Source organism: Streptomyces sp. NPDC002958 (assembly GCF_055563255.1).
This window is the reverse complement of the sequence record NZ_JBVHDS010000005.1, coordinates 69,876-84,039: the sequence shown is the minus strand read 5'-3', so window position 1 is coordinate 84,039 and position 14,164 is coordinate 69,876. Positions and strand designations below refer to the sequence as shown.

Annotated in this window: 13 protein-coding genes and 1 pseudogene; 6 read left to right on the top strand and 8 right to left on the bottom strand. The window is 68.8% G+C overall.

Features of this window, described 5'->3' with window-relative positions; genetic code table 11:
* Positions 1–4: 4 nt before the first annotated feature.
* The 8 genes from ACZ3IC_RS11255 to ACZ3IC_RS11220 form a co-directional block, all read right to left on the bottom strand.
* The gene (locus ACZ3IC_RS11255; protein ID WP_467414876.1) at positions 5–1,699 is read right to left on the bottom strand and encodes a PucR family transcriptional regulator; all 1,695 of its coding nucleotides are present in this window, start codon (positions 1,697–1,699) and stop codon (positions 5–7) included.
* Positions 1,700–2,426: 727 nt separating this feature from the next.
* Positions 2,427–2,849, bottom strand: a complete 423-nt coding sequence (locus ACZ3IC_RS11250; RefSeq protein WP_467414874.1) for a PIN domain-containing protein — start codon at positions 2,847–2,849, stop codon at positions 2,427–2,429.
* Positions 2,846–3,061, bottom strand: a complete 216-nt coding sequence (locus ACZ3IC_RS11245; RefSeq protein WP_467414872.1) for a type II toxin-antitoxin system VapB family antitoxin — start codon at positions 3,059–3,061, stop codon at positions 2,846–2,848. The genes ACZ3IC_RS11250 and ACZ3IC_RS11245 overlap by 4 nt, the downstream gene beginning before the upstream one ends.
* 407 nt (positions 3,062–3,468) lie before the next feature.
* The gene (locus tag ACZ3IC_RS11240) at positions 3,469–3,852 is read right to left on the bottom strand and encodes a Pycsar system effector family protein (protein WP_467414869.1); all 384 of its coding nucleotides are present in this window, start codon (positions 3,850–3,852) and stop codon (positions 3,469–3,471) included.
* Positions 3,755–4,663: a hypothetical protein gene (locus tag ACZ3IC_RS11235; protein ID WP_467414867.1), complete on the bottom strand. Its 909-nt coding sequence runs from the start codon at positions 4,661–4,663 to the stop codon at positions 3,755–3,757. The genes ACZ3IC_RS11240 and ACZ3IC_RS11235 overlap by 98 nt, the downstream gene beginning before the upstream one ends.
* Positions 4,660–6,744: a hypothetical protein gene (locus ACZ3IC_RS11230; protein ID WP_467414865.1), complete on the bottom strand. Its 2,085-nt coding sequence runs from the start codon at positions 6,742–6,744 to the stop codon at positions 4,660–4,662. Before ACZ3IC_RS11230 ends, ACZ3IC_RS11235 begins: the two co-directional genes overlap by 4 nt.
* Positions 6,741–7,649, bottom strand: a complete 909-nt coding sequence (locus ACZ3IC_RS11225) for a hypothetical protein (protein ID WP_467414864.1) — start codon at positions 7,647–7,649, stop codon at positions 6,741–6,743. The genes ACZ3IC_RS11230 and ACZ3IC_RS11225 overlap by 4 nt, the downstream gene beginning before the upstream one ends.
* 169 nt (positions 7,650–7,818) lie before the next feature.
* Positions 7,819–8,577 carry a Crp/Fnr family transcriptional regulator gene (locus ACZ3IC_RS11220; protein WP_467414862.1) on the bottom strand — a complete coding sequence of 253 codons (759 nt, stop codon included), beginning with the start codon at positions 8,575–8,577 and terminating at the stop codon, positions 7,819–7,821.
* A 296-nt stretch (positions 8,578–8,873) separates the two neighbouring features.
* On the opposite strand from ACZ3IC_RS11220, the gene ACZ3IC_RS11215 reads away from it, so the two are divergent.
* The 6 genes and pseudogenes from ACZ3IC_RS11215 (at position 8,874) to ACZ3IC_RS11190 (ending at position 14,153) form a co-directional block, all read left to right on the top strand.
* Complete coding sequence (locus ACZ3IC_RS11215; RefSeq protein ID WP_467414861.1) at positions 8,874–9,215, top strand: hypothetical protein; 342 nt, start codon at positions 8,874–8,876, stop codon at positions 9,213–9,215.
* 16 nt (positions 9,216–9,231) lie between these two features.
* The gene (locus ACZ3IC_RS11210; RefSeq protein WP_467414860.1) at positions 9,232–9,819 is read left to right on the top strand and encodes a class IV adenylate cyclase; all 588 of its coding nucleotides are present in this window, start codon (positions 9,232–9,234) and stop codon (positions 9,817–9,819) included.
* Between the two features lie 266 nt (positions 9,820–10,085).
* Positions 10,086–10,424, top strand: coding sequence for a hypothetical protein (locus tag ACZ3IC_RS11205; RefSeq protein ID WP_467414857.1), 339 nt, complete (start codon positions 10,086–10,088; stop codon positions 10,422–10,424).
* Complete coding sequence (locus ACZ3IC_RS11200; protein WP_467414856.1) at positions 10,408–11,853, top strand: hypothetical protein; 1,446 nt, start codon at positions 10,408–10,410, stop codon at positions 11,851–11,853. Before ACZ3IC_RS11205 ends, ACZ3IC_RS11200 begins: the two co-directional genes overlap by 17 nt.
* A gap of 463 nt (positions 11,854–12,316) precedes the next feature.
* Positions 12,317–13,009 (top strand): annotated as a pseudogene (locus tag ACZ3IC_RS11195) (hypothetical protein); the annotation flags it as partial.
* Between the two features lie 490 nt (positions 13,010–13,499).
* Positions 13,500–14,153: a hypothetical protein gene (locus ACZ3IC_RS11190; protein WP_467414854.1), complete on the top strand. Its 654-nt coding sequence runs from the start codon at positions 13,500–13,502 to the stop codon at positions 14,151–14,153.
* The last annotated feature ends 11 nt before the right edge of the window (positions 14,154–14,164 follow it).

Below are 14,164 nucleotides of genomic sequence, written 5' to 3'. Positions count from 1 at the left end.
ACGATCAATGGCTGCTCCGTCCATGCGGTCTGCGATCCGCGATCCGCAGCCCGATGTCCGCCAGGAGCCGCACGGTCGGGTCGGTCAGATCGACGCCGAACAGCTCCCGGGCCCGGCGCAGCCGGTACCGCAAGGTGTTGGGGTGCACGTTCAGGCGCCGCGCGGCCGTGCCCGTATCGCCGAACGCGTCGAGGTAGGCGGCGACCGACTCGCCGTACTGCGAACCGTGTGCGCGGTCGTGCTCCACCATCGTGTGCACGGGCCCCGACAGGGACGTCCACAACGGCTCGACCCGGTCGAGCACCCGGAGCACCGACGCGTCGGAGACCACCTCGCCGAACGCCGCCACCGCCGACACCATTTCCGTGCCCGGCAGCGTCACAGCCCGTTGCCGCAGCACCCGCACCACCAGCTCCGCGGCCTCCCGTGACGTGGGCAGCCCCGACAGGTCCGCCACGACCGGACCGACGCCCGCGAACACCACACTGCGCGGCACCGAGCGCGCCGTCGCCAGCAGGGTGCGTGCCGGATCGGCCTCACCGTTCCCCGCCGGGACCAGGACGTACAGCCGCCGCCCGGACCGTGCGGTCACGCACCCCGGCCGGTACGCGGCGGCCTGCAACGCGAGCACATCCAGCACCCGCCGCTCGGCTGCGCCCGGGTCCGCCGTACCGAGGGCCCGGCTGTCGTACGCCTCCGCGACCATCACCGTGTACGGCCGGTCCGGCGCGATCCCGGCATCGTGCGCGGCCCGCGCCGCGTGCGCGGCGCCGTCCAGGAGCGCGTGCACCGCCCCCTCCCGCGCCCGGGCCGCCGCGCGGCCCCATGTCTGATGGTGGGACAGATGCGGTACGGCGGCCCGGGCCGCCGTACGCAGCGCCGCCGCCGCGCCCTCGGCGAGCGGTCGCCCGTCGGCGGCGGCCCAGATGGAACCGAGCACCTCGGATCCGTGGCGCACCGCGATGGCCAGCCGCTCGGCGGACCGGCCGTCGGCGGGCCGGCGCACCACGTCGTCGGTGCTCCACAGCGCCTGGAAGAAGCCGCTCTCGCGCAGTTCGGCGACCCGCCAGCGGGGGACCTCCTGCCCGAGGATCGTCAGTCGGCGCATCGGATCGGGCTCGTGGTCCATCCGCGAATACGCCAGCACCCGAGACTGCGGATCCTCGATCGTGATGGCTCCGCCGACCAGGTCGGCCACCGTGTTGGCCAGCCCGGACAGATCGCCGAGCCGTAGCCCGACCACCTCGTCCGGGCGGCCGGTAGCGGTGGCGGAATGAGCCGGGGCGCTGTGCACCAGAGCGGTCCGCAACTGCCCGAGCACGTCCGTCCAGCCCTGCCCCGGCCGCCGGGTCAGCAACGCGGTACGCCCCCGGCCGGCCGCCCCGACCAGCGCCGCCCGCGGCCCGCGACCGTCCCGCCGCATCACCACGGCGGCGGCCCCGGCCCGGTCGGCGCCGCGCAGCACGTCGATGGCCTCGGGCGAGGCGACCTCCACCCCGACCGCGAGCAGGATCAGCCCGGCCGCCGCCCAGGTATCGCCGTCCCGCTCCTCGCCGGGATCGTGCAGCACCACATCGGCCACCGGCACGCCGGTACCGCGCGGCGCCACCACGACATCGAGCATGCCGGGGGCGATCAGCCCGAGGATCTGCTCCAGCGAGGGTCCGGTGTCGCACGGGTCCGGTTCGGGCGTCGGCATCCGCCCATCATGGTCGGCTCCGCCCGGGGGGAGCCATGGCCCATGCCGTGGGAGCCGTCGCCTGGTCGGACTGGTATGCCGGTTTCGTGGCCCTCCTGCTGCATGCCCTGCTCGACGCCCGCGCCGCTCGCATCCTGCGCGGTGACAGCCGCTGACGGGCGGAAAACGCCTCTCGGAGCCCGCGGACACAGCCCCCGGCCGAGACGGCACACGGAGTTCGGAAGCCCCGGCCGGTTTCCCGGCCGGGGCTTCCGAACCGTGCCGGACGCGTGCGAATGGGACCGGACCGGAACCGAGACCGGAGGTTTTTCAGGAAGCGGTGAGAAAGCCCTTGACCTATGACAAATAGGGAGGAGAATCTTCACTACACCAGAAAACCAGAGCGAGCCGCACCGTCGGCGGAGACGTTCGCCGATCCGCGTGACCCACTCGTTGGCTCTGGCCAGGCCCCCGGCAGATCCTCTCGATCTCGGAGCTTTCAGCGACGGCTGGAACTCGCGGAATCGAGAAGGACTACCGGGGACTGCATGTGTGCATGCACCCCGATGTGCGCACGCGGTGGCGTGATCGATCCGGATGCACGGGCCCCGCCCAGGAGTGACTGGCGAGTCTCTCCTGACCCGGGGTGCCGCGATTCGTCGGGTGGGTGGTGGACGGCGCTGAACGCGGGGGATGCGACCAGAAGTGAGACCAGGGTGTCGGGTCATACCTTCTTGACGACGATCGATCACTTACCGGGCTCGGGGCCGTACCACTGCATGGCCTGGCCGGTGACGGCCGCGATGCAGTCGAAATCGTGGTCGCGGTGCAAGAGAGTCAGGCCCTGCAGTTCGGCGGTGGCGGCAACGACGAGATCCACTGCGCCCGCACTGCGGTGCTGCCCGCGCTTGGTCAGTAGATGCTGCACCTGCCAAGCTCGGTCGTAGGCGCGGTCATCGACGGGCACCCAGCCGAACAGCACGCGTACGTCCTCGAGTGCTCGTTCACGGTCCGCGACGGAGCGGGCGCTGTAGAAGAACTCCAGCTCGGTGATCGGACAGGTTGCGATGAGGCCGGCCGCAGCCGCCTGATCCCACCCGTACTGCTCGGCATCGCCGTGCAGGAGCCTCGCCAGTGCGCTCGTGTCGATCAGGAACTGTGCCGCGTTCACCGTCGGTAGTTCCTCTTGTCCTCGAGGAAGTCCAGATCGAGCGCACCCTCTGCGGCGGCGGCGCGCAGCCGGGTAAGTGCGAGCGCGCGCCGACGATTTTCGAGGACCTCCCGAAGGGCCGTGTTGACCGTCTCCTTCTTCGTGCTGGTGCCAAGGGCCCGGGCCGCGTCGGCGAGTAGTTCGTCGTCGAGATCGATGACGGTGCGACTCATCTTCCACCTCCGCTGATATCAATGATGGCATCAAGTATATCTCACGTGATGCTCGTGCTTCCCTCCGACGAGCCCACGCCCACGTCCGTTGCGGGCGCGGCGGTGTGCTCTGCTGTGTCCGTACCTCACGGCGCCGTCAGGCGCAGCAGCCGCGCGTTGGCCTCGCCCGGCACGAAGCGCCCAGAGGGTCTCCCGTACCCGCTGGACGTCGTGGTCGTCCGCGACACGCAGATGTCCGAGACGCTCAGGGGGCAGGTTGTCGAGCACATACAGCGGGTTGATCGCCTGCCCACCTCGTACACGGGTCGTTGAGCGGCACGGGGGCCGTAGCCCTGTACGGGCGGTGCAGCAACCCTCGCAGGCCCCGGTCGCGCGACGCTGCTGCCCACCATTCGCTCTGAAGTACCTCAGACGCCGGAGAGCAGCGCCGCGCTCACCGCCGTGACTGCCGGCAGCAACATGAGGGCGGCGCCGTGCACGCATCTGTTCTTGGTACGGGCGATGCGGCTGGTTGCTGTCAGGGCGCGGAACAGGCGGAGGTGCGGATCAGAGCTGCTCAGGAGGAGTCCGGACGACAGTTCCGCACGCTTCTCCGCCCGGACCACGTCCTCGTAGTAGGTGAGGATGCGGGAGCTCTCCCTGATTCTCGGTCCGTGGCGGGGCAGCAGCGGCGGGCGAAGGGCAGGCGGGGGATCACCGCTGATCCCCGTACGTGCTGTTCCCGTCCTCCGCCGCGTCGGTGTGGCCGATTCTGCGCAGAATCTCGTCGCCCTGCGAGACCCCCACGTCACTCAGGACGCGCGCCAGGTTGACGCCGACGAAGCCCCGGTCCTCAGGTGTCAGTGACTGAAGCGTCGCCGCGAGGGTGCGTTCCCAGCCGTCCCGGTCGGAGAGGAGATTGCGGTGAGTCACCGTCCAGTCGAGCACGTCCCTCGCCTGTTCCGGCTGGTGCAGGAGCCAGAGGGCCGCCAGGCCGACGGGACCGCCCGCGACGACCTCCCGGTAGAAGCGGTACGCCTCGCGGTGGGCTTCGCCGAAGCCCGGCGGAAGGGTGGGTTCCGCACCGGTGCCGGGGATAGACAGAAGCGCGGCCGGAGGGTCCAGGAACCAGTACGTGAGGCCGAAGCCGTCGATCACCTGTGGCCGGCCGGGCGGTTCGACCTCGGTCGTACCGAAGTGGGGTGGGGGCTTCCGCAACGGGTCGGCGGTGCCGGGCAACGTGGCGTTCTCGCTGATGTGGCCGACCACCAGGTTTCGGGCCAGTTCCTCGGTGATCCGGTTCCTCGCCGCGATGACCGGGTTGGTGATCTTCCATGCGACCCCGTAACGGGCAGGTGGTTTCGGCAACTGGCGCGGGATGTCGACCGACATCCGCCGTTCCGCGAGCGAGACCCACACGATGTCGAAGAAGTCCCCCTGACGCACCGCGCGCGCTGTCGGTCGCGGATAGCCCCAGTAGTCGCCGCCGCGGGGCGGCACCATTCCGTCGGCCCCGTCGTCCGCGAGAAACACCAGGGCGCGGTCCTCCGGGGAACCGAGGCGTAGGCGGAACAGCTGCCAGGTCGGCGAGGAGTTCAGAGGTGTGATGAGCGGGCCGGTCATGAGGCGAACCCTTCTGCCGGGGAGGCCGTACGGACGCGATGGCGGCGTAGGACGAATCGCATGACGCCACGGTGGCTCCGGGCCGTGCCAGAGAGTGCGGCGAGCAAGTGCGGGAAGGCGGTCCGATGCCGTGGGCCCGGGTCGTTCTCGATCAGGGACAGGCCCGTCGCCATCGCTTCGTGGGTGGCAGGGTCGTCCAGGGCTGTGACCACGAGGTCGAAGGCCCGCTCGGGGTGGTCCGCGAGGAGGTCGGCGAGACGCACGCGCCGTACCCCCTGTGCGCCGGGCCGGGGGAAGGCCGTCAGGCTCATCGATTCGATGACGTGAACCGCCAGGGCGTGACGCTGTGTGCCCGAATCGGCTCCCTGCCACTCCCGCAGGCGGTCGAGGACGAGGGTGTGGTTGGCGTCCTCGGAGAGAAGGGTGCTGAGAGCGAAGGACACCGCGGTACGCAATCTGTCCTCCAGGTTCTTGTCCGGTCTATCGAGTGCGGCGTCCAGGAGTTTCAGGGCCACGGCGGGGCGGGCCAGGCCGTAGCTGCCTGCGCAGGTCTCGGCCACGGTGCAGCGGAGGGGGACGGGGGCGGCCCGGCTCCATTGCCGTAACTGATCCCGTACCGCGCCGGTCAGGGCGGGGAACTGGACCATCTCCCCGAGCGCGTAGGCCACCAGACGGCGGCGCCATCGCTTGTCCGACGCGGCGAAGGGGTACAGCTGGCGCAGAGTGTCCGGGCCGGTCGCGTGGGCCAGTACCTTCCCGATCGCCTGGCCCGCCGCCAGTTCGATGCCGGAGTGGTGGGGAGTCTCGTCCAAGGTCTTCCACAGCAGGCCCGCCATGCCTTCGTAGTCCAGCCACAGGCACCGGAGCAGGGCGTCCGACCGGTGCCGGCCGGAGAAGGCGACCGGCTGGACCAGATAGCGCTGTGTCGCCCCGAAACGGGGTGGCAGCAGGCGTGCGCCGACGGCCGCCAGCCGGTCCTCGAAGGCTGGTCCGAGAACGTCGCGCCGCGTCTGCGGCCCCTCCATGACCGGTCCGTGCGAATCGATGAGCTCCGGCCGGACGGCCGTGACCGGTGCCGAGCCGCCGCGTTCGTCGATGTGGGGGCGCAGAATCGCGCTGAACTCCTCGATGACCGTACGGTCCTGTTCTGACAGCAGCGAGATTGCCGCCATCAGGGAAAGACTGTCGGCTCGGTGGCTCGATTCCGCCAGAGCTTTGCGGGCGGCCGTGGGGCTGCCGGTCTGCAGATCGTCGAGTACGGATGCGGCGGCCTTCCCCGACACGACGAGATCACGCAGTCCCTCCGCCACCTCGACACCGTCCCGTGGCAGCGGGTGAGCGTGCAGATAGCCGGTGAAATCTGGGGAGGCGAGGTGCCCCAGTGCGTCGGCCCCTTGCTCAGAGGTGAGCTCACCCGCCTCGGCCATTGTGTTCAGGCGCTTCGTGGCCACCTCGGCCGGCGGCGGCGGGCGGTGCACGACCTGCCAGGGCACTGTGTCGCCGGGAAGCGCCATTTCCGCCCGTACGGTGACGACCAGATGTGCGCCCGATCGACGCAGCAGCGCGGCCAGCGCGGTGAGCACGACTTCGCCGAGCGAGGCGGCGGCCGCAGGGGACAGACCCTGGAGCAGATAGCCGCGCCCCTCCTTGGGGCGCCAGCGCGAGAGGTCGTCCGGTGAGTCCAGGCCGGTGATGCCATCGGCTCCGTACCGTTCTGCCAACAGTGCGAACGCGGCGGTGCTCGCGCCTGTGCCGCTGCCGGCCCTCAGCATCAGGATGTGGCAGTCCAGCACCTTCCGGCACTGTGCGTAGGCCGGTGGCTCGACGAATCCGCGCAAGCGGGCGTGGACGTCGTCCGCAGGGTACGGGCCTTCCCGCAGGCGGGGTTTGACGATGTAGTCCGTGGCGGTCTCGTCGAGCGGGGCGCCGATCATCATGGTGACGTCGCCGGCGATTCCGCCCATGACCGCCATGCCCTGGTCCAGCCGCTGCTGGTTGTCGCGGTAGGAGTTCCTCGGATCCGGTCGGCCGTCGGCGTCCGGACTGTCCGGGCCAGGAGAGGTATTCGCGCTGACGTTCACCGGTGGTCTCCGGCGCCACCGACCCGCTTGTCGCCCGCCACGTTGTCGCCGCCGCCCCAGTGCTGGTTGGTGCCGCGGTATGAGGTGGAACCGCCGGTGTACGTGATGTCCCGTCCGACGTTGCCCATTACAGCGGTGCCCTCGCCCACGTGCTGCGTGTTGCCGCTGTAGTGCGTGCCGGACCGCGTCACCGGGTCCTGTCCCTGATCGGCGGATGCGTCGGCCTGCGCTGCGGATTCCTCGCGCGGTCGCACACCGGCCTGTACGAGGTTTCCGGACGGCGACGGGACGTACAGCCATGCCCGCTGCGAGAAGTTCTTCCCCTCCACGGTAGCCGGAACCTCCACACAGCGGTCGGGGTGCAGCCCGGTGTACGCGCCGAGCACGACATCCTCGTAGACGCGCTGGGAGATGACCGCCGCCAGGTGGGTGACCTGCTCGCTCGCCGCAGCCAGGATGGCCTTGACCGGACGGGAGTCCAGCAGCCGGTGCGTGTCATTGCGGGCGGTGCCGTTGCCATCGCCGGGACCGCCCACGTCCGGCAGCGGCCCGACGTGGACGCTCGCCCGGAGCCGGATGCGAGGGCCCACGCACTGCCTGTTGTACGCGCCGAGGATGTCGTCCAGCACGCCCAGGAACGGCCAGAGGACAAAGGGCAGCAACGCCGGATCGAAGCCGAACACCACGCCATCCCCGGTGTTGGCCGGAAACCGCTTGGAGTCGCGCAGTTCGTGGAGCCCGGCTTGCTCCAGCGCCTGGTCGACGAGTTCGGGGATCAGTCGGCTCACCGGGCCGTGCTGCACGGCGGGAAGACCGGTGAAGTCCTTGGCGTCGACGGCGAACAGGGCTCGATAGGGAGGAAGCGGTCGGCTCTCGGTGTACAGGGCGGGAACGGGCGTGGACATGCGTGATCTCCTCGTGGACGGTGGGGCGGTGACGAAGCAGGTGGTTGGCTGATTCGAGGTTCCGTCGGTTCCGTCCGTCCGACTGCACAGCGCAGGGCACTTCGCGGGTGTCCCACGTCACAGCGAGGGCGTGCTCAGGCGACGGTTCCCGCTCCCGGCGCGGGTGCGCTCATTCAGCCGGGGACGGCGAGAAGGGCGGGGCAGGCGGGGTCTTCGGTGCGGTCGTCGCCCAGTCACGCAGCGTCTTCATGTCCTTGATGACGATCACTCTGCGGGCAGTCTCCACCGCGCCGGACTCTCTCAGCCGTTGCAGCCCGGTGATGACCGCATTGCGGGTTACTCCGGTCGCCTGGGCAATCTCCTCCTGGCTCAGGCCGGTCAGCCGTACGACGCCCGATTCGGTTCCGGGCGCGGTGAGTTCGGCAAGTCGCAGGAGTGCCCGAGCCAGTCTGACGACCAGCGGCAGGGTCAGCAGTTCGGTGCGGTGTGCGTCGGACTCTCGAAGTCGGGAGAGGGCCTGGCACATCAAGTCCATGATGAGCCCGCGCTGTTCTACAAATCGACGGAACCGCTCCGCCTCCAGCACGACAGCCGTGCAGGGGGTGAGCGCGACCACTTCCGCCGTGCGTGGGGAGCCGTTGAAGACGGACACCTCGCCCAGCAGATCACCCGGCCCCCGGAAGGCCAGCCAGGTCACGACTCCCCCCGGTTCCCGGCATACGACCTTGGCGAGGCCGTCGGTGAGGGCGAGCAGGTGCGTTCCTGTAGAACCTTGTCTCAGCATCACGCTGCGTTCGCGGAAGCTGCGAGTCGCACCTTGGTCCCGCAGCTCGCGCCACGTCTCGTCCGACAGCACTCGTCGCCCTCCCCCGTCCGCCCTGTACGCGGCCTCGCCCTGCCCGTACGCGGCCTCGTCGGCCTCGCCCACCGTCGTGATTTCTACGCCGGGCCGGCCGCTCCCGCCGCCAATCGGGCGACCTTGTCCGAGAACGGCTTATGCCGGCACGCCACCACGCAGACACCTGTGCGGGCGAGTGTCGAACAGACGGCGGCCGGCAGGGGGCGTTAAGCGGTTATCGCCGTAGAACGCGACCCACTTGCTCTTCACGGTGGTGAGGTCACGCTCCCGGGTGACAACCGGGCCCACGCAATGGGCCTCATCGACCGACTCAAGCTCGAATCGCTCCACGACCGAGTGCAGGTCGTGGAGGAGGACTTCCTTCAATGGGAGCCTCTGGACATGCCCTGCGACGCCATCTGGACGAGCTGCCCGTGGCATTACAGTGCCAACACCATCGCCCGCTCGCCGAGTTCATCACCCGCATGCAGTCATCCGTACGCCAGAACGGTCTGTTCGGCAGGGAGTTCATGATGCCTGTCACCCAGCGCCAGCACCTGATCGAGCACTACACGTCCCCCGAGAAGTTCAGACGTCACTTCATCGGCGACTGGGACGTTCTGCTGACCCTGCGAACGAACGAGTTCGCCGAGCGAGCCCACATCGGCCAGCTTCAGGACCACACCCACCGGATGGGCCTGCTCCTTGCGGCCCGCACCTCCTCGTAGCGCAAAGGAAAAGCCCATGAAGCACGAGTACGAGGCCAAGTTCCTCGCCATCGACATCGCCGGCCTTCAGGCCAAGCTGACCACTCTGGGCGCCGCCCAAGCGTTCCCGCGCACCCTTCTCACCCGCAAGATCTTCGAAAACGACGCCCTCGAAGGAGGTGCCTGGGTGCGGCTGCGCGACGAGGGCACCCGATCGACGCTGACACTCAAGCAGGTCACCGACCCCACCACGATCGACGGCACAACCGAGATCGAAACCGAGGTCACGGACCTGCACGCCATGGCCGAGATCCTCCGCAGCCTCGGCATGCGCGAGGTCCGGTATCAGGAGAACTACCGCGAGGAGTGGCGCCTCGGCGAGGTCGCCTTCGACTTCGACACCTGGCCGGACCTCCCCACCTTCGTCGAGATCGAAGGTCCTGATGAAGCATCGGTCCGACAGGCAGCCGCACTGCTCGAACTCGACTACTCCGAAGCCCGGTTCGGCAGCGTGGATGACATCTACAAGAGCGAAGCCGACCGCGACATCCTGGCCGAACCCACCCTCCTCTTCGCGGGCGCCGGCAAGAGTGAGGCAGCCCCGGTGGCCGCCCATGGCCACTGACCTTGAAGGCTGAGCCGTGCTTATGAAACTGGTCATACCGCACCGGGCGATACCCGGGATCGCCGAGTCCGCCCGCGGTGGTCTGCCCGCGCCGGCAGGTACTGACGACGGCAACCACTTGATCGATGGGCTCTGCTGGCTCTACTGCGGTCAGAAGTGTCCTTCACTGAGAGAACGTCACTTGCCGCACGGTGGCCTGACGTACTCTTCGGCAGTGAACGCCGACGGCGTCAGGCCGTTGCGCGCCCTCGCGGGTAGGAGATCGCATGCAGGATCCTTCGGACTCGATGGAGGCCGCCGGGCCTGAGGGGAACGGCCGGAGCGATACCACGGACTCACGTGCTGCGGACTGTCCGGCACCCCACTCGGGCAGCAACTCGGCGGCGGCATCGACGGGCCTGGTGGAAGTACGGCCTGGGGTTGCCGTCGCCTTCGGGGAGATCCCTGCGGAGCTCATCGCGGAGCTCAAGCTCTATCCGATCGACTTGGGGCTCGTGTCGGTCGACGACCGAACGCGGATCTCGGCAGCCCTCGCCTCGATCGGCAACACGGCGACCGTGGGCGGCAACCTCGCAAACGCATTCGCCAGTGTGGAGGGGGTCTAGGCTCGGCGACGCGGCGCGGGCGTATCTGAGCGCTGGCGGAGCGCTCGCCGTCAAGGACGGCGCGAATCTCGGAGCAGTATTCCTCAACGGCAAGATAGCTCATCAGGTCCGCTGGACCCCGGTCACTGCGGTGACCGCGGCTGGGGTCGCGGCCGCGATCGGGCCGGCACTGGCCATGGTCGCGCTTCAGGTGATGCTGAGCCAGGTCGCGGGCCTCGTCCGAACCAACATCGCGCTGACAAGCCAGGTCCTCACGACCATGCGCCACGGGCAGTGGGCCGACCTGACGGCGCTCGTCGACACCGTCGATCGCGCAGTTGGCCGCGCGCGAGAGCTCGAATCGGTCACGACGACCGAGTGGGAGAAAGTCGCGGCTAAGGACGACGACCTGCGTAAGCAGCGCGAAACGTACCGTCTGAACGTCGGCGAACACGTCCGACAACTCGGTCAGCTCGACACACCTGGCCAACGTCAGTATCTCGAGACGAACGCCAGGGCAATCATCTTCGATGCCCACGCCCTGTTGTCTTCGCTCAAGGCATGGACCGGATATCAGACGCTCCACGCTGCGCGTGCGAGAGCCGCTGGACGCGAAGACGATGACGAGGCACGGCTCGTTGAGATCATTGAGCGCGAGACTGGCGAGGAGTTCAACTCAGCCTTGGCCGAGACGACGAGCCTCGTCGACTCGCTGACGCGGGAGCTACGGATCATCGCCGAGCTCCCCGGACGCACAACAGTGCCGCTGATAGGGAAGCGGAAGGACGCGAAGAAGGCTCGCCTCACCAGCGCCCAACTTCTGGAGGCCATCCAGCCTCTTGCCGACGCTCTCCATCCACCAGCCCCTCCACTCCAAGCTCCCGCCGTCGTCTGCGCGCCCAAGTCACTGGATCTCGAGCGGTACCTTCGCATCCTGCGATGGTTCCTCGAGGACGGTGAGACGCTCCGCGTCCTCGGTCTCGATGCCCCCGCTCGAATTGGTGCGATCCTCGACGGAGCAAAGGGAAAGGTAGCGCCGGCGATGGACAAAGCGGCGTCAAGGAATCTGGTCGCCGTCACGGATTGCCGCATCATCACGGCCAGGACGAACGCATTCCTCGGGCAAGGTGAGATCGGCCGTGACATCCCGATAGACCGAGTGCGATACGTCCGAGCACCGGCCACACGGGACGGAAACGGGCGCTCGGCGATCGACCTCATAACGCCCGACGACAACATCCAGTGGCTCTTCGACTCCGACGTCGACAACACCGACGTGACCGCGCTCGCCGCGGTGCTGGCCGAGTCGATGAACATCCCGGACGACGAACGGGTTCAGCTCCAACAGCGGCGCCAAGCCCCGCCGGAGGTGGGCACGAAGGGCGAGGGTGCCGGTACGAGATCTGTGGAACCGTCTGGATCCCAGGCCCCGACCGGCGATGCCGAATAAGACCCGAGCCAAGAGAAGCAGGGCCGTAACCGATCGCACGCTCGGGGCCCCCGAGCACGGCGGCATCGTAGTCGTGCTCGGGAGTCGGCGGCCTCTCGACGGTTAGAGACGCTGGAGGTGACGGTGGCGACGTAGGCGCCGTTGCGCAGAGTGAAGGCCACCGAACCGAGGCGGACACTAGCCTCGCGGTCGGTGAAGACGCCGGACAGCTCCAGCTCGTGGCTGCGGCAGTATTCGGCGAGCGAGGCGACCAGCGCCTCCTGCCGGGCTTCGGAGACCCGTATCAGCCGCAGAAAGCCATAGACGACAGGCCCGCTGACCAGGCGATGTTCCGCGAGGGGTTCCATGGGGGGACCGTCCAAAGGGTCGGCAAGTGGTGACGATCCTGAGCATGAATGTCGCCGGCCTCCTGGCCAATCACCTGCCGTTCTACTTCCGTTCCACTTTCGTCTCGCCGCCCCGGGAACTGGACGAAAAGGGCCTGTACCCTTTCGCCCGCTCGACCGCGCTGCTCGGTGACCTCAAACGCGACCAAGGCTCTGTGCTCGGCCCACTCTCCGCCCAGCACTCCTACGCCGGGGCTCGCGCGGTCTTCACCCAGCTCGACATCCCGCGTCGTGTCGCCCAGCTCGACCTCTCCCTCGCGGTGGTCACGGAAATGTCCGGCAGGCTAGAGGTTGCCGCCCGCCATTACGAAACCCTCGCCGTCGACGACCGGCTTTCCCGCCGGGACCACGCCAGGGCCCGCCTGTGGGTGGGCACGGCTCTGAGCAAGAACGGTCGGCACGACTACGCGACCCGCGTCATGCAGGCCGCGGCCCGCGACTTCGAGGACCTCTCCGAACCCGACGACTGGTCGGTGGCCCACCAGAAACTCGCCCTCGCCCGCCGTGGCGCCGGCGACCTCACCCAGGCCCTGCACTTCATCGACATCGCCCGCAGCAGCGGGGCCACCGACTCCCCGATGCAACGCGTACGGCTGGACGCCGCTCATGGCCACATCCTGCTCTCCGACGCGGCGACCCGGGATGATGGACTCCGCGTCCTCGATCAGGCCACCCGCACGGCCGCGCAGTACGGACTCGTGCACCAACTGCGCAGTATCGAGGACATCAAGGCCATGAACGAGGGGCCTACCGGCCCCCGGCGACGGTGACCAGGGAGAGACGCGTGAGCGACAACCAGCAGGCCATCACCGAGGACCAGTGGCGCCGGGCCGCACGCGGAATCCCATGCTGATCTTGCCCGTCGAGCGGGCTGCCGCCTCTGCGCCGCTGGGCTGTCCGCCGTGGGAGCTGGGGCCGTGTGCCGAGTGTGACCAGCTGATGCGCCGGTACGGGCGCGGTGCGGCCATGTTCTGCGGCGTGTGCCGTGAGCTCTTGAACGGTCGGTAGGCGACGGCGGCCTGCGGCGACAACTGCAACCAAAACTGCAACCACCCGCTGGGAGCCCGGTCAGCCCGCCCGCATGCGCCGGCACCACCAGCACATGACGGACCAGGTGCTCAAGGACACCGCCGACAATATCGGCGGCCTCCTTTGGAACGCGCGCGACGAGTCGCCTGCTGCCTGATCACGGTCAACAGAGGAAGCCGTCGCTCCGAGCGCAGAAGGTCCGAGCGACGGCTCCTCGCGCCCACCATTCAGATGGCTGTCCCAGCCATCACTCCGGCTACCTCGGCAAAGTCCTCGCATACGAACTCCTGGCCGACGAAAACGTCCTGCCGGTGCTCCACCGGCGCCTGTGACACCTCCCGCACCCTGCTGGTCGACCACCTCGACGAGTCCGTCATGCTCGCGGGCACCGACGCCTTCGATGAACTGGTCCGGTCGGTCGCCCTCATCCACACCGTCTCCGCCCGCTGGCAGCCCGAGGTCGCCGAAACCATGGCCCGCTGGCATGCCAGAAGCGCCCTCGGTGCCCCATCCCCCGACTGGATCAACCGCCCCGACGACTGGCGCCGACTCCTCCAGCTCGTCACCGACGCCCATGCACCCGGCCACGTACCGCTCGGCCACCTGGACCTCAAGCCGGAACACATCCGCCGCCGCGCCGACGGACACCTCGCCCTCATCGACGCAGAAACCCTCCGCCCGGACATCACCGGGCTGCCCGATCTGATCACCCTTGCCCACATGGCGGACCAGAAAGGACATCCAACCCCGCGCTGGGTACGCCACGCCTACCTGCACCACGTACGCGAACTCGGCGCCCAGTGGAACGACTCCGACCTCATACGCGCCCTGACGGCGTTCGCCGCCGCCACCGGTCTGCATTCCCTGCACGGCGCCCACGAGTGACCATCCCGGCG

Bases quoted from the DNA above. Each gene is read 5' to 3' on its own strand.
- ACZ3IC_RS11255 (WP_467414876.1), bottom strand. From the start codon at position 1,699: ATGCCGACGCCCGAACCGGACCCGTGCGACACCGGACCCTCGCTGGAG.
- ACZ3IC_RS11245 (WP_467414872.1), bottom strand. From the start codon at position 3,061: ATGAGTCGCACCGTCATCGATCTCGACGACGAACTACTCGCCGACGCG.
- ACZ3IC_RS11235 (WP_467414867.1), bottom strand. From the start codon at position 4,663: ATGACCGGCCCGCTCATCACACCTCTGAACTCCTCGCCGACCTGGCAG.
- ACZ3IC_RS11225 (WP_467414864.1), bottom strand. From the start codon at position 7,649: ATGTCCACGCCCGTTCCCGCCCTGTACACCGAGAGCCGACCGCTTCCT.
- ACZ3IC_RS11215 (WP_467414861.1), top strand. From the start codon at position 8,874: ATGGGAGCCTCTGGACATGCCCTGCGACGCCATCTGGACGAGCTGCCC.
- ACZ3IC_RS11210 (WP_467414860.1), top strand. From the start codon at position 9,232: ATGAAGCACGAGTACGAGGCCAAGTTCCTCGCCATCGACATCGCCGGC.
- ACZ3IC_RS11205 (WP_467414857.1), top strand. From the start codon at position 10,086: ATGCAGGATCCTTCGGACTCGATGGAGGCCGCCGGGCCTGAGGGGAAC.
- ACZ3IC_RS11190 (WP_467414854.1), top strand. From the start codon at position 13,500: ATGGCTGTCCCAGCCATCACTCCGGCTACCTCGGCAAAGTCCTCGCAT.